This is a genomic window from Streptomyces sp. NPDC031497 (genome assembly GCF_055580905.1).
On the sequence record NZ_JBVIKO010000043.1, the window covers coordinates 26,286 to 51,661 of the forward strand.

The 25,376-nt window shown below is 68.4% G+C and carries 21 protein-coding genes and 3 pseudogenes; 2 read left to right on the forward strand and 22 right to left on the reverse strand.

What is annotated here, in order from left to right; translation table 11 throughout:
* Position 1 precedes the first annotated feature (1 nt).
* Positions 2-1,683: pseudogene (locus tag ACZ5K7_RS46085) on the reverse strand (ISAzo13 family transposase); the annotation flags it as partial.
* A gap of 44 nt (positions 1,684-1,727) precedes the next feature.
* Here ACZ5K7_RS46085 and ACZ5K7_RS46090 point away from each other — a divergent pair.
* Positions 1,728-2,129, forward strand: a pseudogene (locus ACZ5K7_RS46090) (transposase); the annotation flags it as partial.
* 161 nt (positions 2,130-2,290) lie between these two features.
* Here ACZ5K7_RS46090 and ACZ5K7_RS46095 read toward each other — a convergent pair.
* The 16 genes and pseudogenes from ACZ5K7_RS46095 to ACZ5K7_RS46170 form a co-directional block, all read right to left on the reverse strand.
* Positions 2,291-2,809: pseudogene (locus ACZ5K7_RS46095) on the reverse strand (helix-turn-helix domain-containing protein); the annotation flags it as partial.
* A 939-nt stretch (positions 2,810-3,748) separates the two neighbouring features.
* A complete protein-coding gene (locus ACZ5K7_RS46100) occupies positions 3,749-6,775 on the reverse strand; it encodes a NaeI family type II restriction endonuclease (protein ID WP_468924289.1) in 3,027 nt (1,008 codons plus the stop codon).
* A gap of 291 nt (positions 6,776-7,066) precedes the next feature.
* Entirely contained in the window at positions 7,067-8,098 is a 1,032-nt protein-coding gene (locus ACZ5K7_RS46105; protein ID WP_468924181.1) for an AAA family ATPase, read from the reverse strand.
* 29 nt (positions 8,099-8,127) lie between these two features.
* Positions 8,128-9,912: a VMAP-C domain-containing protein gene (locus ACZ5K7_RS46110; RefSeq protein WP_468924184.1), complete on the reverse strand. Its 1,785-nt coding sequence runs from the start codon at positions 9,910-9,912 to the stop codon at positions 8,128-8,130.
* Complete coding sequence (locus ACZ5K7_RS46115) at positions 9,873-10,214, reverse strand: CU044_2847 family protein (protein ID WP_468924187.1); 342 nt, start codon at positions 10,212-10,214, stop codon at positions 9,873-9,875. Before ACZ5K7_RS46115 ends, ACZ5K7_RS46110 begins: the two co-directional genes overlap by 40 nt.
* A 224-nt stretch (positions 10,215-10,438) precedes the next feature.
* The gene (locus ACZ5K7_RS46120) at positions 10,439-10,924 is read right to left on the reverse strand and encodes a hypothetical protein (protein WP_468924189.1); all 486 of its coding nucleotides are present in this window, start codon (positions 10,922-10,924) and stop codon (positions 10,439-10,441) included.
* 17 nt (positions 10,925-10,941) lie between these two features.
* Complete coding sequence (locus tag ACZ5K7_RS46125; protein WP_468924192.1) at positions 10,942-11,100, reverse strand: hypothetical protein; 159 nt, start codon at positions 11,098-11,100, stop codon at positions 10,942-10,944.
* Positions 11,101-11,108: 8 nt separating this feature from the next.
* Positions 11,109-11,981, reverse strand: coding sequence for a hypothetical protein (locus tag ACZ5K7_RS46130; RefSeq protein ID WP_468924195.1), 873 nt, complete (start codon positions 11,979-11,981; stop codon positions 11,109-11,111).
* Between the two features lie 152 nt (positions 11,982-12,133).
* Complete coding sequence (locus tag ACZ5K7_RS46135; RefSeq protein ID WP_468924198.1) at positions 12,134-12,547, reverse strand: (R)-mandelonitrile lyase; 414 nt, start codon at positions 12,545-12,547, stop codon at positions 12,134-12,136.
* 38 nt (positions 12,548-12,585) lie between these two features.
* Positions 12,586-13,353 (reverse strand): glucose 1-dehydrogenase, encoded by a 768-nt coding sequence (locus ACZ5K7_RS46140; RefSeq protein WP_468924201.1) that lies wholly within the window; start codon positions 13,351-13,353, stop codon positions 12,586-12,588.
* Positions 13,354-13,457: 104 nt separating this feature from the next.
* Positions 13,458-13,850 (reverse strand): SDR family NAD(P)-dependent oxidoreductase, encoded by a 393-nt coding sequence (locus ACZ5K7_RS46145; RefSeq protein WP_468924204.1) that lies wholly within the window; start codon positions 13,848-13,850, stop codon positions 13,458-13,460.
* A 69-nt stretch (positions 13,851-13,919) separates the two neighbouring features.
* Complete coding sequence (locus ACZ5K7_RS46150; RefSeq protein ID WP_468924207.1) at positions 13,920-15,176, reverse strand: MFS transporter; 1,257 nt, start codon at positions 15,174-15,176, stop codon at positions 13,920-13,922.
* A gap of 185 nt (positions 15,177-15,361) precedes the next feature.
* Positions 15,362-15,709 (reverse strand): cyclophilin-like fold protein, encoded by a 348-nt coding sequence (locus ACZ5K7_RS46155; RefSeq protein ID WP_468924210.1) that lies wholly within the window; start codon positions 15,707-15,709, stop codon positions 15,362-15,364.
* A 189-nt stretch (positions 15,710-15,898) separates the two neighbouring features.
* The gene (locus tag ACZ5K7_RS46160; protein WP_468924213.1) at positions 15,899-16,552 is read right to left on the reverse strand and encodes an SDR family NAD(P)-dependent oxidoreductase; all 654 of its coding nucleotides are present in this window, start codon (positions 16,550-16,552) and stop codon (positions 15,899-15,901) included.
* A 209-nt stretch (positions 16,553-16,761) separates the two neighbouring features.
* On the reverse strand, positions 16,762-17,664 hold the full coding sequence (locus ACZ5K7_RS46165; protein ID WP_468924216.1) for an alpha/beta hydrolase: 903 nt from the start codon (positions 17,662-17,664) through the stop codon (positions 16,762-16,764).
* Between the two features lie 54 nt (positions 17,665-17,718).
* On the reverse strand, positions 17,719-18,735 hold the full coding sequence (locus ACZ5K7_RS46170; RefSeq protein ID WP_468924219.1) for a zinc-dependent alcohol dehydrogenase family protein: 1,017 nt from the start codon (positions 18,733-18,735) through the stop codon (positions 17,719-17,721).
* A gap of 172 nt (positions 18,736-18,907) precedes the next feature.
* On the opposite strand from ACZ5K7_RS46170, the gene ACZ5K7_RS46175 reads away from it, so the two are divergent.
* Positions 18,908-19,789, forward strand: coding sequence for a helix-turn-helix domain-containing protein (locus ACZ5K7_RS46175; protein WP_468924222.1), 882 nt, complete (start codon positions 18,908-18,910; stop codon positions 19,787-19,789).
* Between the two features lie 649 nt (positions 19,790-20,438).
* Here ACZ5K7_RS46175 and ACZ5K7_RS46180 read toward each other — a convergent pair.
* The 5 genes from ACZ5K7_RS46180 to ACZ5K7_RS46200 form a co-directional block, all read right to left on the reverse strand.
* Positions 20,439-21,947: an AMP-binding protein gene (locus tag ACZ5K7_RS46180; protein WP_468924225.1), complete on the reverse strand. Its 1,509-nt coding sequence runs from the start codon at positions 21,945-21,947 to the stop codon at positions 20,439-20,441.
* 2 nt (positions 21,948-21,949) lie between these two features.
* Positions 21,950-23,254: a methylaspartate mutase gene (locus ACZ5K7_RS46185; RefSeq protein WP_468924228.1), complete on the reverse strand. Its 1,305-nt coding sequence runs from the start codon at positions 23,252-23,254 to the stop codon at positions 21,950-21,952.
* Complete coding sequence (locus ACZ5K7_RS46190) at positions 23,217-23,720, reverse strand: cobalamin B12-binding domain-containing protein (protein ID WP_468924231.1); 504 nt, start codon at positions 23,718-23,720, stop codon at positions 23,217-23,219. The genes ACZ5K7_RS46185 and ACZ5K7_RS46190 overlap by 38 nt, the downstream gene beginning before the upstream one ends.
* A gap of 107 nt (positions 23,721-23,827) precedes the next feature.
* Positions 23,828-24,433: an HAD family hydrolase gene (locus tag ACZ5K7_RS46195; RefSeq protein ID WP_468924234.1), complete on the reverse strand. Its 606-nt coding sequence runs from the start codon at positions 24,431-24,433 to the stop codon at positions 23,828-23,830.
* Complete coding sequence (locus ACZ5K7_RS46200) at positions 24,430-25,374, reverse strand: NAD-dependent epimerase/dehydratase family protein (RefSeq protein WP_468924237.1); 945 nt, start codon at positions 25,372-25,374, stop codon at positions 24,430-24,432. Before ACZ5K7_RS46200 ends, ACZ5K7_RS46195 begins: the two co-directional genes overlap by 4 nt.
* Positions 25,375-25,376: the final 2 nt, after the last annotated feature.

Below are 25,376 nucleotides of genomic sequence, written 5' to 3' on the forward strand. Positions count from 1 at the left end.
GGGCCCGTAATTGAATAACTGTCAGCGAAGGGGCTCGATGGGAGTCGCCCGGGCATGCAGTTGTTCCAACGTGCGGGCTGCCGAGCCGGGTAGAGGCGCGACGACAACTCGGTGCAGGTCCAGGAGCCGGTTTCCGTCTTGGAACTGGTTGGACAAGTTGGTGCGGGTGACGCCCAGCAACTGTGCCAGGAATGTACTGGTCACCGCTTTGCGGCGGCGCAAGATGGCTGCCAGGAGTCGGTGGGAGTGGTCCAGGCTGCTGGTTTGCGGGTGGAGGTAGCTGCGTGGGCGGTGGAACCGTCGCTGGAATGCCGCCTCGGCCATGGCGTCCCAGTATGGTTCCGAGATCGCCACCAGGTGTTCGAAGTCGGTCCGTGGCATGCCGGTCAGGGCCGGATTGGTGAGCATCGTGATCAGGTCTGGGTCGATCCGGCGGCCGACTGTCAGCACCTCTGGCGTTCAAGGTGGGACAGGAGCCAGTGAGTAGTTCCAGTCGCCGTGGAAGGCCTTGGTTGTGATCGCCAGGGCGTGGAATTCAGCAGGTGTGACACTGACGCCCAGGTCGTAACTTCCTGTGTCGAGCTCGGCCCCGATGGTCAGCCCGGTCTTGGTGGTTGTGGCGGCGATGGTCTCGATGACGACCTGGTAGCTGGTCAGTGGTCGCCCCCGCCAGTTCGCGGTGATGTGGCAGAACATTCGATGTTCTATTTTGTTCCACTTCGAAGTCCCGGGAGGTAGGTGGCAGACCGTGATCTCCAGGCCGCTCTCCCGTGCGAATGCGGCCAGGTTGTTCTTCCATGTCCAGCGGCGGGGGTCGTTGGAGCCGCCGGCGTCGGCGGTGATCAGGAGCCGGGTGGCATTCGGGTGGTCTGCTCGCCCGCGGTTCCGCCACCAACGGCGGATGGATTCCACCGCGAACTCGGCGGTGTCGTGGTCGGTTCCGACGTTGACCCATCCGGTGTTGTTGGCGACGTCATAGATCCCGTAAGGGATGGCCATCGGCTGGTCGTTGGTGGTGAACGTGTGGCAGTCCACCTTGATGGCATCTTTGCCCGGACGCCAGGTGCGACCGGGCCCTCACCGGTTCCCGAGCCATTCCTGGGCCTTGGTGTCGACGCTGATCACCGGCTGGATGTCGTTGGGGAAGGCGGTGGCGGTGGCGTTCAGGTGGGCGAACTGGGCATCGCGGTCCGGATGCCTGACGCCCTCGGTCGTCTTCGCGGTTCCCTGCAGGCTGTAGCCCATGGCGTGCAGCAGGTGCCCCACGGTTGAAGCGCTAACCGGGTGGCCCTGTGCGGCAAGGGTCGAGGCCAGTGCTCGAAGTGGCAAAGTGGTCCAGCGCAACGGAGAGACGGGATCACCTTGGGTGTGCGGCTCGATCAGTACCTCCAGTGCCGGAAGCAGACCGGAGTCGGTGTCCGTCAGCCGCTTACGGCCAGCGCCCGGAGCCCGGATCCGTAAGGTCGGCGCGGTGCAACCGGCCAACTCGGCGATACCACGCGCGATGGTGGCGGTGCTGGTGCCAGAGGCAGCGGCGACTCGGGCGATCCCGCCGCGGCCGATAGCGATGGCCTCGCTGGCCAGGTACAACCGACGGCGACGCTCATCGAAGTGCGGCAGGATCTGATCGAACTTGGCCCGCAGCGCCTGTGCAACGAGGCGGCCTGGCAGACACGCAGTCATATCTCAGACTCCCACCAACACCCCGCTACCGAGCACTTATTGAAATGCGGGCCCCCGGCCGGATCGAGAACAGCCAGGTCGGCGTCTTCCTCGCCTACGCCTCCAACAAGGGACGGGCGTTGATCGACCGTCGGCTCTACCTGCCCGACACCGCCTGGCGTCAGGACTCGCAGCGCCGCACTCGTGCCGGGGTGCCCGACCAGACGCAGTTCGCAAGCGAGCCCATGCTGGCCGGGCAGATGATCGCGGCAGCGCTGGACGCCGGGATCGACGCCTCATGGGTGACCGGCGACGAGGCATACGGCCAAGACCCGGGCCTGAGTGCCCTGTTGGAGTCCCGCCGGATGCAGCTACGTCCTGGCCGTCGCCTGCAGCATGCGAGTACGGATCAACCAGGGACGAACCGCTGTTCGCGCGGACGCCGTGGCCGACCGCCTGCCCGCCTCGGCCTGGCACCGGCAGAGCGCCGGAGCCGGAGCGAAGGGACCGCGCTACTACGACTGGGCCTGGATCGAGATCAGGCCGACCGGCACCGGCACCTGCTGATCCGCCACAACCCGGGCAGCAGCGAACTCGCCTTCAACCTGGGCTGGTCACCGAGGCGGGTCCCGCTGTCCGGGCTGGTCAAGGTGGCCGGGACCAGGTGGTCGTTGCGGCTGCCGGGCAGTGGCGTGCCGATCGCCACGACCAGGCGGCTGTTGGCGTCGATGACGACCCGGACGTCGGTCGAGTAGCGGTAGTTCTTGCTGGACGCGGCGACGGAGCGGTCGCGGATGGGCGCCAAAGTGCCGTCGACGATGTACACGGTGTCCTAGCGAGGCCGGCGGCCCGGCGAGAGCGCCAAAAGCGGCGCGAGGTGATAGAGGATGCGGTCAGCCGCCGACTTCGACACCCCGAACAACGGCCCTACCTGCCGCAACGTCAGGTTTGTGCGCCTGTACGTCGCTACGAGCAGCACGCGGTCCTCCAGCGACAGCCGCCAGGGGCGGCCACGCTGGACGTCACGTCACCGCCACGGCGCCACCAGCCTGGCGAACTGCACCTCGGACAACCCGGAGAACGGCTCGATCCACCTCGGATTGCCTAGAAGGCAGGCAAGGACGACCTCTGTCGACCCATCGGACAGGCTCTAGACTCGGCTGAGGTCGGCTGGCGGCGTCCTCGGCGGACGGTATCTCGACCCTGCCGATGTACACGTCGAGCGCGTAGGTCCCCCGGTCTGGGTCGGCTCGCCTATGATGCCGCGCCGGTCAGCACGCTGCTTGTCCCTGCTCGAACCGGAGGAGCGGTTGCTGGTCAACCCAGCCGGGTCAGTTTGCACCCTGCTAGAGTCCGAGGCGCTGGCCGGAACGGCGGCAGGAGACCGGCCTCCGGCGGAGAATGAGCAGCCCGCAGGCTGAGTCACCATCTCTCAGCAGCGGAGATTTGGTCAGAAGCTGAACCTTCGTTCAGGAAGGGGTGCTCCGCTTTCAGGGATGATCCGAAGTGGCTGGAGGATTCGGCCGTGCTCCCCGTTTCTACGGGGATGATCGCCCAGTGTGCTTTAAGGAGACGAATTTTGCAGGGTGGGCTGCGCGGCAATTTTCGCGTCGGCATCCTGTCCGAAGAACTCCCGCACATGACACCGATGATGAATCGCTGTTCTCGTGTGTGATTAACGATTGGCGGAGCAGCAGGCGCCCTGCTTGCTGTTGATCGTCCGGTTTCTCTTGACGGCGTTGTGAGCTGCAGGAGTTGTTCCGGGGCCCCTATGTCCTTGGTCAAGGGAAACGGGGGTGCGTTGGTTCTGGGAGCTGGGCAGCATGGCGGGGTGGCTGATCTGTTGTGGGATGACGTGAGCTGCTTCTTCGACCCGTCGCACACCACCTAAAAAAGCAGGTCAGGAGCCCTTTGCGGCAGGCTCATGGATTGCGACACACTCAACGTGGTGCGTCATCGGAAAGATGTCGACCTGAGCGCAAGCAAGGAAACGAGCAGGTCAGAGGCCATATCCTGCACCGGCAAAGAACACGTGAGGCGCTCGGGCGTCAAACGAGCGTCATTTCCGGTTGGGTGTATTTCATGCTCACTGCCTCTCTCCGGCGGCAAACGTGGCGGGGAGCAACGGTGCCATGACCACAGGGTCGCCTGGGGAAGCCACAGACCACAGTCCACCATCGAGCTCCACGACCGGCCTGCTGCCCGATGGCGCGGCCGGTGCGACCCGAGCGCTTACGAACTCCCCCTCCAGGGGAACAACGAGGCCAAGCTGACGGGCGACCTCCTGGTGCGCACTGTTGTCGCCCATGATAATGATTCCCTCGTTCCGAAGTATCGAGCGCGCCCCGCCGTTTCCACGGACGCGCTTCATGTAGTCCTGTTGCTGAACCACGGTGCGGACCACGTTGCGTCCGATCCGACGCTGCTGGACTCGGCGGAACAGTTCGTTGATCCGGGCCTGTCCGGAAGAACTCTCGAAAACCGCGTCGCGGTCAGCGGCCGGCATGTGCAGCAGGACGTTCTCCGGAAGATCCACGTCACGCCAGAGCCAAAAAATCTTGTCGCGATGCTGGGCCTTGATCGTCAACTTCAGGTCCCGGTTGCTACCAGCATTGAGCCATTCCCTCCTGATGCGCAGCAGACCAGCACTCCAGAGGCCCTTGTAGTCGTCTGCCCAGACCAGCAGACATATGTGTCCCTGGACTTCGGGCGGAATCATCCATCCACCAAACTGCTGCGAGTACTTGCAATCCACCTCCACCCCACCGATCCGGTAGTCCATCTCGGTTCCGTCCATGAACCTGAACTCGCGCTGGATGGCGATCTCCACCTGGGTTCCGAAGTGCACCTTCTCCGTCTTGAAAAGGGTCGTCCAGTCGTAACGGCCAGTACGGGGGCCATCGAGCGCCGCGTCGATGGTGTCCCTCAGGACATTCCCCATGCGGATGCCGCCCGGGTCCAGAGCCAGCACGGCTTGGGCGACCGCGGTGAGCTCCTCGTCGTCTGCACTGGTGCCCACCAGTCTGTTGAGCACGTCTTCCGCGTCAGCCGGCCGGTCCGTGGGATTTGCGGCGAGCAGTTCGGTGACGAGCACGTCGAACGCGGGAGGAAGACCCGACCGGAGGTCTGGGCGGAGGTGCCGCATGCCGTGCGCCCACGCATTGCGCAGTGCGCGGGCGTCCGGGGCGGGTGGGGCGCCGGTGGCCATCGCGTAGAGTAGGCAGCCGAGCGAGTACAGGTCACTGCGATGGTCGGCTGACGCGCCGAAAAGCTGCTCGGGCGCCCGATAAGCGAGGAGTGGGCCGGACAGGTCGAAGGCGCTCCTCCGGTAGTCGACACCTTTCATGTCCGGCAGAGCGTGGATGCCCAGGCCGGGATCGGTGACGGCCACTGTCCCGTCCCGGTGCACTACCAGGGCCGACGGACTGAGGTCGAGGTGCAGCAGGCCGTTCAGGTGCAGCTTGGCAAGCGTCCCAGCGATCTGTCCGCCGATCGCCCTGACCGTCTCCGGAGGCAGTCCCCCGGGGGCGAGCGTCAGCCGTTGCTCAAGGCTCTCTCCGTCGACCAGATCCGTCACGACGTAGGGACGGCCGTTGTGGAACCCGAAGCCACCGACCCGTGCCAGCCCCTGGATGTCGAGCCCGGCCAGTCGGTCCGCGTCGGCGAGGAACCTGCGCCTCCTGGCGTCATCCGTCATCGGTGCGTGGAAGAGCTTGAGGGTTGCTTCCCGGTCCAGTTGCTCGTCCATCACCCGCCAAATATCGGACGTCGGTCCTGCGTGGCGTCGCTCGTCCAAACGGTAGCGTCCGTCAACGAGGGTGCTCATGCCGCTGGCGGCCGAGTCTGTCTCGTCTGGTCTCCTGCCGGAGCCGCCGCCCAGCCTCCGTAGCGTCTCCTCGGTCACCACCGCCAGGGGCTCACCAGAGGGGCGGCTTCCCGCTTCTTCGAGGCTCCCGGTCGGCACTACGACAGGGAGCTCTCCCGCCCGGTAGCCGGCGTGGTGCTGAATGACGGCGCCGATGCGCGCGACCGTCGACCGGGGCAGAGCGCGCAAGAGCACTTCCCGCACACCCGGGCGGAACGCGTAGTGGCCCGAGGCGGCCGCCTTCCCGGGGGCTGTCGTGAGCAGGCCGCTGAGCACCACCTCGGCCAGGTGCTGCGGCTCCGGCCGTTCTTCCGTGGCAGCCTGGATCAACCGCATGACAGGGAGGCTCGGTTCACTCGTGGCCAAGTGCGCGGCGAGACGAAGCGCTTGTGGTGAGGCGTAGGCGCGAAAGTTGAGGATCAGTTCCTCGGACGAGAACGACTCGGACGTGCTTCCCGGCGGTACGAGAGGGGCTGTTGACAGATCGGCGGACAGCGTCGCGGCCACCCCCGGCACCTTGGCACCAGGGTGTCCCGCCACGAGCTCCGCCCAGTGTGTGAACCAGCGAGCGGAGGGCGCCAGCAGCGGCAGCGGCAGCCCGGTCACCTCTGCCTCAGGTGTGTCGTACGGCGTGAATCGCAGTGCCGTGTTGGCTGCGGCAGGTGCGCCCGCGGTCAGCAGACCCGCCGAACCGGGAAGTGCGGTACGCCGCCAGAGTCGCTCCGGGAGTGGCTGGACGACCGCCACCGGCATCGTGCGGGCCCATCGGTCCAGCACTCGGTACCAGTGCGCGGTCGCCTCGCTGCCGGTGTACCAATGGGGGCCGCTGCAGTCGCTGAGGACGAGCGTCACGGAACGGCCGTCACGCGGGGGCAGAGCGGCTGGCCGTCCGCCGGGGGACTTCCGCAACTGCCCCTCCTGGGTGAGGGTCAGCAACCTGATCTCGCGGAATGCGCCTGCCTGGCCGATGACGCGGTGCAGCTCCCGCCACAGCGGGTGCCAGATGGGCATCGTCGGCCCCGCGTCGTAAACGAGGTACAGGGTGAGCCAGCGCTCGGGCTTCGCACGGAGTACGGGTAGCCAGGTGCCTGGCAATGCTCCGTGACGGGCGATTCGGTACGCCGTGCTCCGCTCGTCCAGCTCCGTCTTCCGGTGCGACGGCACCCGCCGTCGCAGCGACGCAGGGCCCGCTGGAGCGGGAGCGGGTGCGCCAGCATGGGTGGCAGCGGGGCCAGCAGGGACGCATATGGGCCACGCTCCAGCGACTCGGCGTCGGACCGATGAGACAGCGGAAGGCCAGGACGTCCCGGCGCCGGTGGCGGGTCCGGATGGCTGACGGGGGGCGCGGACTGCGCGGCGTCAGCAGATACGGAGGGGGATGCTTCACCCGCCTGCTGCGAAGCACGCACGGGCGTGCTGCTGTGGCGCGCCAGCCAGATCAGCTCGGCAAGCTCAGTCGCGTTCGTCTCGCCATCGCCCGCCCGGCCAAGGACGCCGAGGAGGCGCCTCACTTCAGAGGGGGACGACGGCTGAGCCGGATCAGAAGTCATGGAACTCCGCGGCCGGGCCGAGATGGGTCATGAGGCTGGCGGCCAACGCCTCGCGGGATCTGGCCTCCAAACCGGGGATCCTCGAGAGGTAGATGGCGTTGAGCAGCTGGTCGGTTGCCAGCTCGCCTGTGCTGCTGCGCTCCAGGAACGTCGTGATCATCCGTTTCGTGTCCCCATCCAGCTCGCCGAGGTGCGCTCGCACGATCGCTTCCAGGTGGTCCGGCTCGGGCCGGCGGAGGTGCAGGGGCACGCATCGGCGCAGGAACGCGGGCGGAAACTCCCGCTCGCCGTTGCTGGTGAGCACAATGAACGGGAACGCGCGGCAGCGCACGAGCCCCCGGTCGACAGTGGCACGGTCCGCACTGCCTGAGACCATCAACCGCGCCGCGGGCGCATGCTCGGCGGAGCGGACCAGCTCCGGGATCTCGAACTGCCCTTCCTCCAGTACATTCAACAAGTCGTTCGGTAGATCGAGGTCACTCTTGTCGATCTCGTCGATGAGCAGTACGCGAGGCCGCTCATAGGGGAGCAGCGCGGTCCCCAACGGGCCGAGCCGCAGGTGGTCCTCGATGGCGGCGCCCGCGGATTCCCCTTCGCGGACCTCCTCCGGCCGCTTGTGCCCCGCACCTTTACTGGCCGCGTAGAGGCGGGCCATCGGGTCGTACTGGTACAGGCCATCCTGGAGAGTACTGCGGCTGGTGATGTTCCAGCGCAGTACGGGGCCCAGCTTCAGCTCTCTGGCCACGGCATACGGCAACGACGACTTACCACTGCCCGGAGGACCGGTGACCAGCAGCGGCCTGCGCAGGACCAGGGCGGCATTCACCAACTCAATGCTTTCCTGGGTTGCCTGGTACGTGCCCGCGCGGTGTTTCCGGTCTGGCGACGCGGAGCCGTCCTCCTGCGGCGGCAGGGGCAGCGGCGGTCCGCCGTCGAAGGCCCGCCAAGGCGGGGGGTCGGGCAGCTGGGACACACCGTCGTGTGGCCCTTCCGTACCGGTGTACACAGGCCACATGGGCATGGGAGTTCTCCAGATCATTCAACTGCCGCTCAGCCGACCGGGGACTGCGGGTAGATGCTCGCTGCCGGGAACCATCGCGGGTCCTCCCAGATCAGGGCCAGGCCAGCGGCCCAGTGCGGTTCCTCGGCCAGATACGCCTCGCTCCGCAAGTCACGGACGTAAAGCGGGAGATCTGCCAAGGGCAGCGACGCCAGACGCCCCTTCAGGGCGTCAAGGAAGTGAGCACCAGTGCAGGAGTGTTCGGCCGTGCTGTCACCGTCATGCCGGCTCGAACAGCCCGAACGTGGCCAGACGATGACCGGCGCCGCCGCGTTGAGGCCGGCCTGCAGCAGCCCGCGCGCCTGGTCCGTCTCAGGGGGCGACCCGTATCCCACGGCCGTCGGGACTCCTCTGAGCCGGACAGTGAGCTTGGCCGGGTCCTCAGGACTGCCGCACTTGACCAAGTGCCAGTCGGTACCTGGCCGGCCGTCGAGCTTCTGCCAGACCTTCTCAAGTTTAAACTGGAGCCTTGACTCCCGACGTCGAGCGAGATCCATCACCACGACAGGTGAGGAACATCCGAGCGGAGTGGCGTCGTCTGCACCGGCGTGCCATTCGTCGACGGGTTCGCCAAGCCAGTCTCTCGGCAACGCGAAGGCTATGAGCTCGTCCCCGCTTCGATCGATCTGCCGGAAGGCATGGTCGAGGCGTTCTCTCACGTACTCCTGCATGTGCTGCCTCGCAAGGGTGTTGCTGGCCACGAGCTGCGCGCGTCCATCGCGGATTGCGTAGACCGAGACCAGGTAAGCATCACGCTCGGCTCCGCTGCGTTCGATCTCGACAAGGATCGGGGACCACTTCGTGACCCCGTCTGCTACCAGGCGGGTCTCCCGCCCCTGACGCGTCGTTCCCGACCTGTGGTCTCCGGCCCATGCGTACAGCGCGCGCCGGACGGCCGCGTCCTGGGCACGGTCGGCGAGGTATGCGGCGAAGTCGGCCCAAGGCGCGGTGCCCGGCATCGGGTCGACCTCTGTCAGCAGGAACCAGGCGACGTCCCACAAGGACAGGAAGCCGCCGGCAGGCGGGAGCGGGGGCAGCGGAGTCAGTGGTTCCATGACACCGCGATACACGTCCTCCGGGGTGCAGTCGTCCGCGTACCGCTGGACGAGGTCACGCAGCCGGGCCACCAATCCAGGGCTGTGATCGGGTACGGGCACCAGGTCCGCCGCATCTGGCCAGTATCGGACCAGCGCCCGGGAGGGGAGCATCCTCCCGCCCCCACCTGCCGAGTACCTGGCGGTGACCATGCCCACTACCTCACCGGTGTCCTCCCGTACGACCGCCGCACCGCTGAACCCCTCTTCCAAGGGTGAGCCGTGGCTCGTCCACGCCTCCAGCTGAAGCCACTCGCCCGCGATCAGCTGGTCGCTGGTGCTCCGGAATTCGCCGAGGATCCCCTCGTCGTAGCCGCGGGGAAAGCCGTACGCGGTCAGCTTGGCCGCCGGATTCGCGTACGACGCGTCGACGGCGGCGAACCTGGCCGGCGGTACGCCCACGGGTCTGTCGAGCTCAAGCACTGCGACATCGCCCCGGCTCTGATCGGCTCCACTCCAGCCGCCTCCGGCGATCACAGTCGCTTCGAGCTGGCCAAGGTCTGGGTACTGGGCGAACATCACCTCAGCGCGCTCCGCACCGTCCACGACGTGGGCGCAAGTCATCACATGACGGTCAGTCACCAGGAAGCCGGAACCGACACCGAGCGCAGAAACCCGGACCTGCCAGGACTGGGAGCCCATCAGACTGTCGAGGTCCCCCCAGCAGCGCTCGGCGTCCAACTGAGCTTCACCACCAGGTGGCCTTCCATCGAGGTCTTGGCAATGACCGCCCCTGCCTCGGCGGTGAGTTTCACGCCGAACTCGATCTCGACGGCGTCAGGCTTGAGCTGACCGTCGCGAAAGACACGCAGTGCCGACTCGGCCGCGGTGTGGATGCTCTCCAGGGCGCCGTTGAAAGTCTGCCCCGCCTGTCGCAAGACCCCGTCCCCGCGAGACACAGGCTGGGCTCCGCGACGCTCTTCGTCAATGGCGACCACGACGGAAGCACCGCTGTCCGTCTTGAACTCGACCAGTTCGTCCATGTATCCCCCCGTGCCCCTCTTCGGTACAGCAGCATCAGTCTAGGACCTCCGCCACCAGGCGAGCCGAGCACTCCTCCACTGGCTGTCGGCGTGAGAATCCCGACCCGGAAACACCGCATCAGCGCTCGGGCACCAGTCGGGCACCCGTCCCCCAACCGTCCTCGCCCCGCAGCAAGCCGGGCGTCCGCCGATAACCGGCAATGACCGGGGGACACGCGCGCGACTCAGCTCTTGCGAGCCGTTCCCTCGGGCCAGACCATGTCCACGGGGATGCCCGCTGCCTGCGCTTCGAGGACCGTGTCCGCGGTGCCGCCGCCCTTACCCGTCGGGGGTTCGCCGTTCCATACCGCGACGAGCCGGTCGGCGCGTTCGATGAGGACGGTGTTCGCGGCTTCGTATGCCTGCCGGTTGGCGGTTTCGTGGGGGAGGACGAGCACCTCTTCGGCGGCTTCGACGAGGTGGTTGAAAAGGGCGGCGTGGTCGGGTTTGACCTTGTTGTGGCGGTAGTCCTGGGAGGGGATGACGATGGTCAGGCGTCCGCCGGCGGCGAGGACGGCTTCGGCGAAGAGGGAGTCGGCGCCCTTGGCGATGCAGGAGACGCCGACGAGATCGTCGGCGTACTGCTTGAGCAGGTCGTCCAGGGCGGTGCGGACCAGAGGGATGCTGTCCTCGGTCAGGTCCATGTGCCCGGTCACCGCGATGGTCGTCACGGTCGTCGTTCTCCTTCTCAGGCCGACAGCAGGTCGCGGATCCTATCGGGAGCCTCGCGCACGGGGCGGGCCGCGCTGTTGCCCACGGTGTACGGGTACAGCTCGCCCAGCTGGGCACGGACCCTGTTCGAGCGGGTCCCGCTCGCCGCGTCCACCGCTCGGTGGGTCTCCGCCACGGCACCGGTCAGGTCACCGAGGAGGAAGTGGCACTGGGCCAGGCCGATGGGGTCGAGGGCATGGCTGCGGCCGGCTTCGGGACCGCGCCGGGCGAGGGCGTGGCGGATCTCTCCGGCTGCGGCTTCGGCGTGTTTCTTCGGGTTCTGGCGGGCGAGTTCGAGGAGCCTGCCGCCGGTGGTGCCGGCGAGTTCGGCCTCGTTGAAGTAGGCGATCCAGTACGGCTCTTTGGCCGCTTGGCATCTGTCAGCGCCTCGGTGGCCTGGGTGGTGGCGCGGTGGAAGGCGGCGGTGCGGCCCATCGCCGTGTACGCCCATGCCTCGCGAGTGTGGAGCATGGCGCGCACTCTGGGGCGGGCGACCGCGCGGGCTCCATCCTGGGCCAGACGGACCAGTTCGAGGGCGTCCTGGGGCTGCTCCCGGTAGAGCATCTGGCGGGCCATGCCCGCAAGGACGTTGGCACCGAAGACCATGTCGCCGCCGGCGTGGGAGGCGCGAAGGGCCAGGAGGTAGTAGCTCTGGGCTCGGCGCTGGAGTCCTTTGTCCCGGGCCATGGTGGCTGCTGTGCCTGCCAGTTGGGCCATGACCTGGTACAGGCGCCGTTCGACCTTGGATACCTGGTATTCGTTGAGATGAGCGGCGACCTCACTGAGCTGGCCCAGGACCGTCTTGCGGCGTAGGCCACCGCCGTACTTGTGGTCCCAGGCACGGAAGGTACGAGCGGTGGACTCCAGTTCCTCGACCTCCCGTACGCCCAGTCGGCCTCGGTGGCGCGGCCGTGCGGTGGGAGCCGTTGGCTGGAGCCAGCCCTCCAGCGGGTCGAGTAGGGCGGCGCCGGTGATGGCGGCCCCGGCCAGGGCGCGGGTCGCCGCGCGTCGGTCCATCACAAGATCGCTCCTCGTCAGATGTGCGGCCAGGTTCACTTCGTTGTGCGTGGCGACTGATCGTCCGCTTCGGGGAGTTCGCTGACACGGCCCTGCTCCGGGACACGCTGACGTCCTGAGTGAGCCCGGGTTGCGTGATCGATGGGCCGGGGCTACTGGTTGCGGGTGCGCGGGCCGTTGTACTGCTGGTCGGTGACCGGCTCGGCCCAGGTGGTCTCGGGGCTGGCGTCGCCTGTGCCCTCCCACATGGCGATGTGCTCCATGAACCGGTCGGGGGCGGCGCCGTGCCAGTGTTCCTCGTTCGGCGGGCAGGCGACGGTCTCGCCGGGGTGGGCCTCGAAGACGGTGCCGTCCCGGGTGCCGATTAGGGCGATGCCGGAAACGATGTGCAGGGTCTGACCCACAGCGTGGGAGTGCCAGTTGGTGCGGGCACCCGGGGAGAAGCGGACCAGGTTGGCGCGCATCCGGGACGGCTCCTGGCCGGCCACGATGACGTCCCACCACACGTCGCCGGTGAACCAGTTGGCCGGGGCCTTGCTGCTGGGCTGCTGCTTGACGAATTCCATGATGTCTTTCTCCAGTCTCTGTCGTGCGTGAGCTGTCCCTAGCGGGCGACGTAGCCGCCGTCGACGGGGAGGGCGACGCCGACGACGAAACCCGCTCCGGGGCTGCACAGCCACAGGACCGCCTGGGCGATCTCCCCGGAGGTGCCGAGCCGGTTGATGGGCTGGTTGGCCTCGGCCTCGGCGCGGTCGATCTCCCCCTTGTCAATCATGTCGCTGGCCATGGGGGTGTCGACGGTGCCGGGGCAGACGGCGTTGATGCGGATGCCACGCGGGGCGTATTCGAGGGCAGCGCTGGAGGTCAGACCGATCACACCGTGCTTGGAGGCGTGGTAGGAGGCGCGGCCCGGGAGACCGACGAGGCCGCCAAGGGAGGAGCAGTTGATGATGGCGCCGCTGCCCTGGGCGCGCATGTGCCGCAGTTCGTGCTTCATGCACGCCCAGACACCGTGGAGGTTGATGGCGTTGACGCGGTCGAACCGTTCGGCGGGTTCGTCGGCGGCGTCGCTGGGCGGGATCTGGATGCCGGCGTTGTTGTAGGCCGTGTCGAGGCGGCCGAAGGTCTTCACGGTGCGGTCGACGGCGGCGGCGACCTGGTCCTCGTCGCTGACGTCGCAGGTGAAGGCGAGGACCTGGTGGCTGGCGTCGGTGAGTTCCTTCGCGGCTGCGTTCAGGGCTGCTTCGTCGATGTCGGCGAGGGCGACGGCGGCTCCGGAGGCGGCGAAGGCTCGGGAGGTCGCCAGGCCCATACCGGCCCCGGCCCCGGTGACGAGGGCGACCTGGCCGGTGAAGTTGTAGCTGGGGTTCATGTCGCGTTGTCCCTTCGAGCGCTGGGGTGTGGCGGTGCGAGTGGTACTGGGGTATTGAGGCTGCTTGATGAGCTGCGGCGGCACGGCGCCTTGGCGGGCCGCCGTCAGACGGTTTGGCCGCCGTCGACGACCAGGGCGTGGCCAGTGCCGATGACACGGTCCCACTCGTCCTTCGCGATGTCCGCGGCTGGCTTGACCGGCTGCTCGACGCCCGCGTTGTTGAAGGCGGCGTCTATTCGTCCGAACACCTGGAGGGTATTGCCCGGGGCGGACTTCACGTCGTCTTCACGGGTGACGTCGCAGGTGAGGGCCAGGGCCTGGCCGCCCGCTTCCTCGATGAGGCGTGCGGTCTCCCGCAGGCCGTTCGGGGACCGGTCGGCGAGGGCGACGCGGGCGCCCGCGCGGGCGAAGGCGACGGTGGTCGTGCGGCCGATGCCGGAGCCGGCTCCGGTCACGAAGGCCACCTTGCCGGTGAAGGCTGCGCTGCTCACGGTCATGGGCAGGGTCCTCTTGCTTGCTGGTACGTCCATGGGTACGTGTCGGCAGTACGCGGATCCGGGCTTGAGTCAGTGCTGCGAGGGCACCTGCGCGGGTTCGTCGCGTCGCACGTGCGTGGGGGCGGTGCGCTGGGCGACGATCCGCGTCCTGCGCGGCGTGCCGTGGACGGCGAGGACGATCAGGGGGAGGAGGGTGAGGGCCGCGATGACGGTGCCGATCAGGGGCGGTCCGGTCAGGCCGAGGGAGGAGTCCAGGGCCGCACCGGCGATCGCCGAGCCAGCGGCGACGCCGACGTTGAAGGCGGAGGTGGTCAGTGCCGAGGTGAGGGTGGGGGCGTCACCCGCGAAGCGCATAGCGAGGGCGGTGACAACCGGGTTGACCGTGAAGCCGGTCAGGCCCATGAGGAAGACGAGAAGGGTGGCTGTCACCGGGTTGGTGGACAGCGGGATCATCAGGAGCAGGACCAGGGCGGTGGCCGCGGCGGCGGTGAGGGTGGTGGCCATCGGGCGGCGGTCGCCCAGGCGGCCCCCGGTGGTCGTGCCGCCCAGGGCGCCGACACCGAAGGCGATGAGGACGAGCGGGACGGCGCCCTCGGGGATCCCGGCGCGGTCGGTCAGCAACGGGGTGACATAGGTGTACGTCGCCAGGACACCGCCCATGATCAGCATCGCGGCGCCGAGCGCCAGCCACAGCCGACCCTGACGGAGAGCCCGGACCTCGGCCCGGATGGACACCTCGGCGCGATGCTCCCGGGCCGGGATCAAGCGGCCGATGAACGCCGCGGCGATGCCGGAGAGGGCGGCCAGGGCCCAGAAGGGGCCACGCCAGCCGGTGAACTGGCCGGCGAAGGAACCGATCGGCACGCCGACGACGTTGGCCATGGTCAGACCGCCGATCATGACGCCCGTGGCGCGGGTGGCGTTGTGCGGCCCGCCGGCGGTGGTGGCGACGACAAAGCCGACGGACCAGAACGCTCCGGTGGCCAGGGCCGTGACGACGCGGGCGAGGAGGACGATCGTGAAGGAGGTACTCAGGGCTGTGACGAGGTGTCCGAGGCAGAACACGGACAGGGCCAGGATCAGTGTCTGGCACTGAGGAAGGCGCAGGGTCGCCATGGCCATGGTCGGCGCGCCGATGATCATGCCGATGGCGAAGGCGGTGATCAGCAGGCCGGCGTGGGAGACGCTGACTCCGAGGTCACCGGCCAGCTCCGGCAGCAGGCCGGCGACGACGAATTCGGTAGTCCCCATCAGGAACGTGCCGGCGGCGAGCACCCAGACGACGAAGGGAAGCCTGCCGGGGGTGGTCCCGGATGCGGAAGGCATACGTGTGTTCTCTCCTTGAGTGGAAATCGGCGGATCATGATGGCGGCTGGGCCGTCGCGGCGGACAGCGTGAAGGGGCAGCCACGTCTTTCACGGTTCCATGGACAGAACCGGCCGGAAAGGGGAGGATCTCCTCCCCCTTCTCGCGTGGGCGTCCGCGTGAGGCCAGCGGTGCGGTCGGGCGGGTCAGGGCGCGGCTTCGATGGTGATGCGGTCGGCCCCGGAAAGCCGGTCGGTGTCGGTGTCGATGTGGCCGAGGCTGAGCAGGTCGGCGTTGGCGGAGTCGCCGTCGCGGTAGAAGAGGGCCAGGTTGCCCCAGGGCGCGTAGTAGGCCAGGTCGCCGACCTTGGGCGCGGCCGGCTCGGGAGCCCCGGAGGTGGTCAGCCTGCGGGGCAGGTCGGCGATCCGCTCCGTCTGATGGAAGTCCTCCAGGTCCAGGGTGAGCGGAAGCAACTCGGCGATGTCACGGGCGGCAGGGCTGTCGTTCAAGGTGGCGTCGACGGGGCGGCCATCAAGGGTGACCCGGATGTCCATGGCGGTGTTCCTGTCGGAGGGTGCGGTTGGTGCTTCGGCCGTCGGTATCTGCTGGCGGGCGGAGGCTGACGCACGGGGGAGGCCGGCGAGGTGTCGGTGCAGGCCGCCACGGTCAGCAGGACAGCGGTGGCCGTGGCGACGCGGGCGAGGACACGGAGGGCGGCCGGGTTCATGGGCGTCGTCCAGTGGCTAGTCGGGCAGGGGCTCGGCGTAGTGGCGGAATCCGTCCCGCTGCAGGTGGATGTCGTACAGCCGTTGTGCCAGCACCTCGGGGCTGCTGTGCTCGGCGTCGGGCCGGATAGCTCCGGGGATGATCAGCTGCGCGGCGTGGATGTTCTCCCCGGCGAGCGTGTCGTGCAGCATGCTGGCGTAGGCGCTTTCGGCGGCGAACGCGATCGAGGTACCGGCGACGTTCGGGTTCGGGCGTACGGCGCTGGAGCCGTTGACGAACAGCACGGTGCCGCGGCCGAGGGCACGCATGCCGGGCAGGACCGCGTTCACGGCGGTGACGGAGAAGGCGAGCGGGGCGTCGAGGTCGTCGGCGCTGCTGTCGAGGACCGGCTTCATGAAGTCGGCGCGCGGCACCGGGCTGTACTGGAGGATCTCGATGGGGCCCAGATCGGCCGCAGCCGCGTGCAGGGCCGTGGTCAGGGACTCGATGTCGAGGACGTCGGCGGTAAAGCCGCGAGCCTGGATGCCGTCACGGGCCAGCTCGGCGGTCATCTCCTCCAGGCGCTCGGCGTTGCGGGCGATGAGGGCGACGGCGTGGCCGGCGACGCCGAAGCGGCGGGCGGTGGCCAGCCCGAGATCGGGGCCGGCGCCGATGAGCACGAAGGTCGTCATGGGATTCGTCGTTCCTTGTGTGAGGCGGTGGCTTCCGCCCGCAGACGCGCTGCCGGTGATGCGGCCCAACGATGTGGGTGCACGGCGGGAGGGGGCTGAGGGCCGGTGACGATGTGCGCCAGGCGCCGTCCGGTGCGGCCGTACGCGGTGCGCGGCGTGCGATCAGGCCAGGTGATTGCTGAAGAACTCCTCCAGCTTGTCGAACGGGATCAGGTCCGTCTTGTCGTAAAGATCCGTGGCCGGCGTTCGGGACGACGTGGAACTCCTTCGGCTCGGCCGCGAGTTCGTAGGCATCCTCGCTGAAGTACCGCGAGTGGGCGTTCTCGCCGACGACGAACAGGATGGGCCGCGGCGAGATCCACTCGATCTTCGACAGCAGCGGGAAGTTCATCAGCGACATGCCGCTCGTGCGTGAACTGGGTGATGGAGTTCGGGTGGTAGCCACGAGGAGTGGAGTAGAACTCGCCGAACTCACGGCCGATCGGGTTGGTGTTCTCGTCGAACCCGATGGGCGCGCCGCGCGGGGTCAGGGCGGGGGTGTGGGCCTCGAAGTCCGCGTACCGCTGCTCGGCGATCGCGTCGAGCATGGCGCCTCGCTCCTCCGCGGTGAGGGAGCCCTGCCAGCCCTCGGTGGAGATCCGGGCGATGTCGTAGATGACGACCGTGGCGACCGCCGTGATGCGCCGGTCGACCTGGGCCGCGCTGAGCGCGAAGCCGACGCTGCCGCACATGCCGACGACGCCGATGTGGTCCCGGTCCACGAAGTCACGCGTGCCCAGGTAGTCGACGGCCGCGCTGACGTCCTCGGTGAAGACGTCGGCGGAGGAGACGTGTCGCGGGCCGCCGCCGCTGTAGCCGTTGTAGGAGGGGTCGAAGGCGGGTGCCACGAAGCCGCGCCGGGCCAGGTTCTGGGCGTAGACGCCCGGGCCCTGCTCCTTCACGCCGCCGTACGGCGCGCCGACGATGAGCGCGGGGTGTTCCTGGGAGGCGTCGAAGTCATTCGGCTGGTAGAGGTCTGCCGAGAGGGTGATCCCGTACCTGTTCTCGTACGACACCGGCTTCCGGGTGACGTTCTCGTCCAGGCCGAAGATGTAGTTGTCTATTGCAGGCATTTCTTGTCTCGCTTCTGTGGTGCTCGCCAGGGGCAGCCGGTCACCGGGCTGGGGTCAAGGCTTGAGGAGTGCCTTGATGGCACGGCGCTCGTCCATCGCCTTGTAGCCCTCGGCGATCTGCTCCAGGGGCAGGGTGAGGTCGAAGACCTTGCCCGGGTTGATGCGGCCGGAGAGGACCCGGTCGATCAGGTCGGGCAGGTAGCCGCGTACGGGGGCGGGGCCGCCGCGCAGGCCGACGTGGGAGAAGAACAGCTCCTGGCCGTCGACGGCCACATCGTGGGGTACGCCGACGAAGCCGACGTTGCCGCCGGGCCGGGTCGAGTGCAGGGCCTGCCGCATTGATTCGGCGGTGCCCACGCACTCCAGCACGGAGTCCGCGCCGATGCCGCCGGTGAGGTCCTTGACGCGGGCGATGCCTTCGTTGCCGCGTTCGCTGACGATGTCGGTGGCGCCGAACTCCAGGGCGAGCTTCTGCCGGGATTCGTGGCGGCTCATGGCGATGATCCGCTCGGCGCCGAGTTCCTTCGCGGCGATGACACCGCACAGGCCGACCGCTCCGTCGCCGACGATCACGGCGGTGGAGCCGGGCTTGACCTCGGCGGCGAGGGCGGCGTACCAGCCGGTGCCCATCACGTCGGAGACGGCCAGCAGGCCGGGCACCATCTCGGCGTTCGGGTGCTCGTCGGTGGCGACCAGGGTGCCGTGGGCGTTGGGGATGCGCACGTAGTCGGCCTGACAGGTGCTCATGAACTCGCGGTGCAGGCAGTTGGACTGCCAGCCGTTGCGGCAGTTGGCGCAGGTGGTGTCCGAGGTGGCGAAGGAACCGACCACGAACTGGCCCGGCCTGACGTTGGCGACCTCGCTGCCCACCTCCTCGACGATGCCGACGTACTCGTGCCCCATCGGGTGCGGGTCGCCGATGGGTTCCGCGCCCCGGTACGGCCACAGGTCCGAGCCGCACACACAGGTGGCGACCGTGCGGATCACCGCGTCGGTCGGTCGGAGGATCTTCGGGTCGTCGAGGTTCTCGAAGCGCACGTCGCCGGGGGCGTAGATGACTGCTCCGCGCATGGGGGTGCTTCCTTCGGTGCGAGGGTCGGTGTGCCACAGCCGTTGGTCATGATCGGCTGCTCGATATCGAGCCTCACAGGCGAGGGCGGGCGCGAAAAGCGGAGAAATCCATCCCGGGAGGGGAACATCCTGGGACTAAATTCTCCCCCCTTTCCCAGGTGCGACTGGTGTCATGCTGGGAAGCATGACCAGCAACGTTCCCCTCAATGAGCTGGGAGAATTCCTCAAGAAGCGCCGCTCCGAGCTGAGCCCGCGCACGGTCGGACTGCCGGAGACCGACAGGCCCCGTCGGGTGGACGGCCTGCGCCGCGAGGAGGTCGCCCAGCTCGCTAGCATCAGCACCGACTACTACACCCGCCTCGAACAGGGCCGCATGCAGGCATCGGCGCCCGTGCTGGACGTCCTCGCCCGGGTACTCCACCTGGATGACGACGAACGCGGCTACCTCTTCCAGCTCGCCGGAAAGACCACCACCCGCACCCGCCGCCGCGGCCGGCAGAAGGTCCAGCCGCAACTGCAGCGGGTCCTGGACGACCTCACCGCCACGCCAGCCATCGTGCAGGGCCGGCGCGGCGACATCCTGGCCTGGAACGCGCTGGCCGCTGCCCTGGTCACCGATTTCTCCCGCATCCCGGAAATGCACCGCAACTATCCCCGGATCCAGTTCACCGATCCGGCGATGCGCACCCTGTACGCCGACTGGGAGACGGCCGCGCAGATCTCCGTTGCCCAGCTGCGTATGGAGGCCGCGAAGTATCCGGAGGACCCCCGCTTGATCGAGCTGGTCGGTGAACTGTCCCTGCGGGACAAGCAGTTCGCCCGGTGGTGGGGCGATCATCACGTCGCCGCCCGCACCGTGGGCACGAAGACCCTCAACCATCCGGTCGTCGGCGAACTCGTCCTGGACTGGGACACCCTCACCGCCAATACCGACCCTGATCAGAACCTGACCGTCTGGACCGCAGCCCCGGGCTCCCCTACCCACGATCGGCTGCGCATTCTGGCCTCCTGGGCCGCCGACCAGAACCTGCCGGCCTCCTCCCCCCACAGTTGACCGCGACGGGCCGCGGCCATGGGAGGCGGCCGGTGGACCGTGCCGGTGCCCTGAGGCAGGCCCGTGCCATGGTTTCCGTCCTCGGCACCAGGCGGTGCGCCTCGACGTCGAGGAGCCGTTGAGGGACATGGTCAGGACCGGGCCGTCGTAGCACTCGTCCGATGTGGTCACCGAACCGGCGCTGCCCTCAGGGGAATCGGAGCAGGGCGTGAACTCCTGTGCCACGGAGGAGTCCTGGGTGGTCCAGCCGTCACCCACCCAGGACGACTGGGCCTGGGTGTTGGCCGTCTTCCCGTCCACGTTGCCGGAGTCGTAGGACAGCGACGCGTCCGGTGCAAGTGACGTCGAAGCCGCCGGTGACTCCACCTTGTAGGTGTAGGTGAAGTCGCCCGAGGAGCCCGACTGGCCCCAGGAGCCCGCGGACGACAGGGTCGAGGCGTAGTTTCCTCCGGCCCCGCCCTCCTGACTGGTCGAGTCGGTGGATGCGATCACGGTGGCCGCGCCGGACGTCGAGGCCGTCTGCGCCGTTGTCGACGCGGGGCCTGAACCGGTGTAGACAGCCGAGACCGCCGCCCCGGCGGACACGACGAGGAGCCCGGAACTCCGGTCCCCTTCAGAGGCGTTCACGGCGGCAATGCATGCCCGGGAGTCAGGCTGACGGCTCCTCGTGTAGGCCGCCTCCGGCGAGGCGGGCGATCAGTGCGCGTCGGTCGATCTTGCCGTTCGGATTGAGCGGGATGCGTTTGACCAGCCGGAACTCGTCGGGCGACTGAGGTCCCAACTGGCTCCGGAGGTGTTGGCGCAGCTCCGTCAGCGGCAGCTCACCGTCGGTTTCCAGCGCGAGGACCACGGTCGCGCCTGCCTCCGGGGCCAACTGGAAGCAGCAGGCCAGGCGCACCGAGGGCAGGGCGAGCGCGGACTGTTCGATCCCTGCCAGGTCGACGAAGACTCCTCGCCGCTTGACCTGTGAGTCCATCCTGCCCTTGATGAAAAGGTCTCCGTTTTCGTCGATCTCACCGATGTCCTGGCTGGTGAAGGTGGTCAGGCCCGCGGTGCGGCGCAGTGCGGCATGGTCGGCCTCCGTCGCCGTGCCGTCGAGATAGCCCAGGGAGCCGTGCGGTGTCTCGATGGCCACCTGGAACGACGCGCCGTTGCCGGACTCGTCTGTGCCGCGCAGGGGCAGCTTCCGCAACCGGGCTTGGGGCAGCGGCCGTCCAACCGGCTGCGGACCGGGAGCCGGATCCGGGGGTACGGCGTACCAGAACTTCGCCAGGGTCGTCTCCGAGGGACCGTAGAGGTTGATCACCCTCGAATGCGGTGCCACATTCCGCCACGCCTCGACGTGGTGGGAGTGCAGGGGTTCGCCGGCAAACAACGTCCACCGGAGCCGGTCCGCCCGCCGCTGTGCCGCGGCCGCCCACCGGGCCGCGAGACTGGGCACCACGTGCACCACGTCGACGTCCTGGTCGGCCAGCCAGGCGACCACGGCTGCCGGATCTACCCGAGTCACCGTCGGCGCGACGACCAGCTCACCGCCGCCGCACAGCGCCAGTCCCAGTTCGCGGAAGATGACCTCGAACGACGACGGACTGATCATCGCCACCCGCTGGCCCGGTTCCAGGTCCAGCAGTTGACGTTCCCACTCCACGAAGTGCAACACGCCAGCTTCCTGGGAGACGATGCCCTTGGGCGGTCCCTGAGTGCCGGAGGTGAAACCGAGGTAGCCCGCGGCCTCCGGCAGGCTCCGCGGGTCGAACTCGGTGGGCGCGTACTCGGGCGTCTCCTCGACTCGCATCATGAGCGCTGGCCGGGCGGCGCGCAGTACCTGCGTGCGCCGTTCCACTGGCAGGTGGGGGTCCAGCATCAGCGGAACCAGACCGGCGGCCCGGGCGGCCAGGTAGGCGGGAGCGAGATAGGCGGGATCGGCCACACTCAGCGCGACCACGGTGCCGGGCCGGCCGCCGTGGCGACGGAGATCGTCGCTCCAGCCGATCAGCCGGTCATCGAGTTCGCCGTAGGTCATCGAGGTCTTCGCACCGGAGACCGCGCGGGCCTCCGGCCGCTGCGCCGCCACCTCGCGGACCCTCCGCACGAGAGCGGATTCGACGCTCGCACACGGATCAACGGTCCGGTCGTGTTCCGAAGCTGTCTGGCTCATGTTCATCCTTCTCGGCAGGAGGCGGTGGAGTGCAGGCCCGGTCCGGCGGAACGGTCCGCGACGTAGGAGAGTGCGGCCAGGAGACGCGTCGAGGACATTGCCGAGTCGTGGCCGGGCTGCGGGCGGACCGGCATGGCCCCGGCCCGCGACCAGGCCAGCCTTCCGCGCGCGTCGATGAACGACCGGGAGTTCCCGGCGTTGTCCGGGTGCAGGCAGTACGGCACGTCGAGCAGTCCTCCTCGCATGGCCTCGACGAGCGCCCGGCCGATGTCCTCCGACAGTTCGAGGACCGCTTCGACGAGGTCACATGCTTCTCGCAGCACCTCGTTGCCGTCGCCCATCGGCTCCGGCGCGTCGGCGGGCCGGCCCTCCGCGTCGGACCAGTGAGCCGCGGCGCGCAGCGCCTGGACGTTGTCCGCGACGGAGGGGATGCGATGCGCCTCGGCGACCGTCTTCACGATGAGCCGCTCGGCACTGCCCTCCGCCGCCAGCCGGACGGACTGTTCGGCCAGCCGCATGGCACCTGGCCGCGTACGCGGGAACAGTCCCATGTAGGTGTAGAGCACGATGTGCCAGTCCACGTCGGACAGGTGTCTCCCGGCGAGTGTCCGCAGTGCCGCCAGCGCCTGGAGATCCTGGTGGTGGTCCGTCTGCTGGGCATAACTCAACGACACACTGCGCAGTCCGTGCTGGCGGAAGAACAGGGCTTCCAGCACGCTGACGGCGACCAGCAGGGACGGCGGGCACAACTGGCCCAGCAGACACCCGCCGAACGTCTCCAGATGCGGCTCGGCACCGGGCCGGCGCAGTGCGGCGAGCGCCTCGCAGCCACGGCGCCAGTTGTCGACCGCACGGCGTACAGGGAGCCGGCCGTACGGAAGGCAGTAGGACAGCGGGCCGCCTTCCGTCGCGTAGAGCTCGACTCGTGACATCGCCCGGACGATGTCCAGCGGGTCGGGACTGCCGTGTCTGACCTGGATCTGGAAATCCGCGCCGGCCAGCCCCCGTGTGACGCCCAGGGTCACGTCCGGGTGGAGACTGACGATCGGATATCCGTTCAGCGGCTCGCCGTCCGCCAGGGCGGCCTCGATCGACCGGTAGTCACCCACCCTGGTGTAACTGTCCAGGGTGATCGTTCCCGCCGTCGCGGCAGGCAGCCGAGCGACTGCCGTCAGCCCCTCTCGCATGAGGGCGGGATCGCCGAAGCCCATCCGGGGCTGGACGACCAGTCGCCCCTGGGCATGAGCACGCCTGACGAAAGCACCGAAGTCATGTTTGGGCGCTGCCATATCGTTCGGTGCGCTCATCGGGCTTCCTTCCTGTTGCCGTGATGACGGCCCTCCGGATGCCGGCGGCGAAGGCCAGGAACGGAGAGAGGTCGGTGGCGTCTTCGAAAACGGCGGTAAAGCCGGCGGAGAGGAGGAGCTGCTCTCGCTCGGCCGCACCGGCCGTCCCGTCGGTTCCGAGCTTCCCGCCGATGACCACCGGGGTCCCGGCGAGAGCGGCATCGGCGCGGATCCGCTGGATGAGGCGTGCTCCGTCACCGGCACCGTGGCCGTTCACCGAGCTGATCACGATCAGGTCCGGTTGGTCCCGCCGGCCGTTCTCGATCAGCAACTCGTCCGGCACACAGGGGCCGAGGTTGCGGACGTCGTAGCCCGCCTCGGCAAGCACCAGTTCCAGGTAGACGAGGTTCCACGTATGGGAATCCGAGGACACCGAACCGAGCAGTGCGGTGGGATTCCGCCGCGGGTAGCTGTTGTCAGTGATCATGTTGACGTCTGCCCATCGGGTAGTCGCACAGGACGCGTGGGCTCGCTGGCCGGCCGGGGAAAGCCGATGGAGCCGGGGACGGGGTCGGTATCGCGGTCACGGGCCCGTCATCCGCGGCCACTTCCTGTTGGATCCGCCGGGCCGATCATCCGGCCCAGCTGAGCACGGGTACGGGCTGCCGAGCGGAACGTGATCGCCCGGCCACCGAGCTGGCGAACCGCCGAGGTGTTGCGCTGCTTGTCGTCGACGAGCAGGAGATCCGCCGGTGCTGCGCCGTGCTCGGCACACAGTTTCGTGAAGTAGGCCGACGACGGCTTGCGGACACCGTGCCGGTAGGACGGAAACCATCCGACGTCCAGTCCGTCGAGGACCTCGGCGCGGAGCTGTTCGGCCCAGGCCGGGCAGTTGGACGCGATGACGGTCCGATGTGTCCGCGCGTACTCGGCGCACAACGCGCGCATCCCGGGCAGCCAGCGGTATCCGGCCACACGCACGCGGTGGAAGGCGGCCTCGTCCACGCGCAGTCCCCGTGCCCGCAGCCGCTGCCAGTACTGCGGTAACGTCAACTCGGCGGTCTCCAGACGGTGGTAGAGCGGCATCAGTCCCGCCGCACGCAGGCTCTCCATCGGCTGGCCGGTCGCCGCCTCGTGCGCCGCCTCGAAGGGGTCGGTGAGCAGGGTGCCCATCAGGTCGAACGCCAGCAGCACCGTCATAGCTGGCCGGCCCGGAACTCGTCGAACAGTTCTCTGGCCCCCCGGTGTATCCAGTTCTGGTCGATGTGCGCCAGTGCCGGCAGCGCTGCGCGCAGTTTCGTGAGGTCGGCACCGGTCCAGTACTGGTACCGGTCGGAGAGCGGATTGGCCACCAGGTGAACAGCTAGCGGTGACCGGACGAACGAGGCGGACCATTCCAGCAGGGTCGCGAAGCTGACCGGTGCGCCGGATCCGAGGTTGTACACCCCGGAGGGGACCGGGGTGTCGATCAACGCGAGGCAGGTACGTGCCACCACCTCGACCGGAATGTAGTCGCGACTGGCGGTCAGGGAGTCCGCGAACAGCCTGAGCGGCACGTCAGCGGCGGCCTGACGCACGAGTTGGGAGAGGATAGAGGCCATCTTCCCCTTGTGTTCCTCGCCGCTGCCGAAGACGTTCGTGTACCGCAGCCCGACCCAGTTCAGGTGCGCCGGCGCCTGCGCCATTTCCCGGTCGAGCCGGAGCTTGGACTCGGCGTAGGCGTTGAGCGGACCGGAGCACAGGTCGGCGCCGGCGTCCTCGGCGATCAGTGTCCCCCGAGGAAAGCTGCCGTAGACACTGTGTGAGGAGGCGTAGACGAACCGTGTGCCGGATGACGCGCAGGCCGCGGCGAGCGCGACGGGAGCGTCGACGTTGACCCGTTGCAACCGCTCCCGGTCCTGTTCGACGGTGCTGCTGATGCCGGCCTGGCTGACGACCGCGGCGAACCGGCCGGAGCGGACCTCGTCCAGCACGCGCTGATCGGCCAGATCGGTGCACAGGACCCGGGCGCGCAGCGCCACGTCTTTCGGTGCCGGTCTGAGGTCCAGCGCGGTCACCTGCCGTCCTGCGTCGGCGAAGGTGATCGCGCAGTGCCGGCCGATGAACCCTGACGTACCGGTGATCAGAATCTCGTCAGGCATCC

Excerpts from the sequence above, each read along its gene's own strand:
- ACZ5K7_RS46115 (WP_468924187.1), bottom strand. The coding sequence starts at position 10,214 with ATGGACGAACTGGTCGAGTTCAAGACGGACAGCGGTGCTTCCGTCGTG.
- ACZ5K7_RS46200 (WP_468924237.1), bottom strand. The coding sequence starts at position 25,374 with ATGCCTGACGAGATTCTGATCACCGGTACGTCAGGGTTCATCGGCCGG.
- ACZ5K7_RS46170 (WP_468924219.1), bottom strand. The coding sequence starts at position 18,735 with ATGCGCGGAGCAGTCATCTACGCCCCCGGCGACGTGCGCTTCGAGAAC.
- ACZ5K7_RS46135 (WP_468924198.1), bottom strand. The coding sequence starts at position 12,547 with ATGGAATTCGTCAAGCAGCAGCCCAGCAGCAAGGCCCCGGCCAACTGG.
- ACZ5K7_RS46185 (WP_468924228.1), bottom strand. The coding sequence starts at position 23,254 with ATGAGCGCACCGAACGATATGGCAGCGCCCAAACATGACTTCGGTGCT.
- ACZ5K7_RS46150 (WP_468924207.1), bottom strand. The coding sequence starts at position 15,176 with ATGCCTTCCGCATCCGGGACCACCCCCGGCAGGCTTCCCTTCGTCGTC.
- ACZ5K7_RS46130 (WP_468924195.1), bottom strand. The coding sequence starts at position 11,981 with ATGGACCGACGCGCGGCGACCCGCGCCCTGGCCGGGGCCGCCATCACC.
- ACZ5K7_RS46180 (WP_468924225.1), bottom strand. The coding sequence starts at position 21,947 with ATGAGCCAGACAGCTTCGGAACACGACCGGACCGTTGATCCGTGTGCG.
- ACZ5K7_RS46140 (WP_468924201.1), bottom strand. The coding sequence starts at position 13,353 with ATGAACCCCAGCTACAACTTCACCGGCCAGGTCGCCCTCGTCACCGGG.
- ACZ5K7_RS46190 (WP_468924231.1), bottom strand. The coding sequence starts at position 23,720 with ATGATCACTGACAACAGCTACCCGCGGCGGAATCCCACCGCACTGCTC.
- ACZ5K7_RS46195 (WP_468924234.1), bottom strand. The coding sequence starts at position 24,433 with ATGACGGTGCTGCTGGCGTTCGACCTGATGGGCACCCTGCTCACCGAC.
- ACZ5K7_RS46160 (WP_468924213.1), bottom strand. The coding sequence starts at position 16,552 with ATGACGACCTTCGTGCTCATCGGCGCCGGCCCCGATCTCGGGCTGGCC.
- ACZ5K7_RS46175 (WP_468924222.1), top strand. The coding sequence starts at position 18,908 with ATGCTGGGAAGCATGACCAGCAACGTTCCCCTCAATGAGCTGGGAGAA.
- ACZ5K7_RS46105 (WP_468924181.1), bottom strand. The coding sequence starts at position 8,098 with ATGCCCATGTGGCCTGTGTACACCGGTACGGAAGGGCCACACGACGGT.
- ACZ5K7_RS46145 (WP_468924204.1), bottom strand. The coding sequence starts at position 13,850 with ATGACCGTGAGCAGCGCAGCCTTCACCGGCAAGGTGGCCTTCGTGACC.
- ACZ5K7_RS46155 (WP_468924210.1), bottom strand. The coding sequence starts at position 15,709 with ATGGACATCCGGGTCACCCTTGATGGCCGCCCCGTCGACGCCACCTTG.
- ACZ5K7_RS46165 (WP_468924216.1), bottom strand. The coding sequence starts at position 17,664 with ATGCCTGCAATAGACAACTACATCTTCGGCCTGGACGAGAACGTCACC.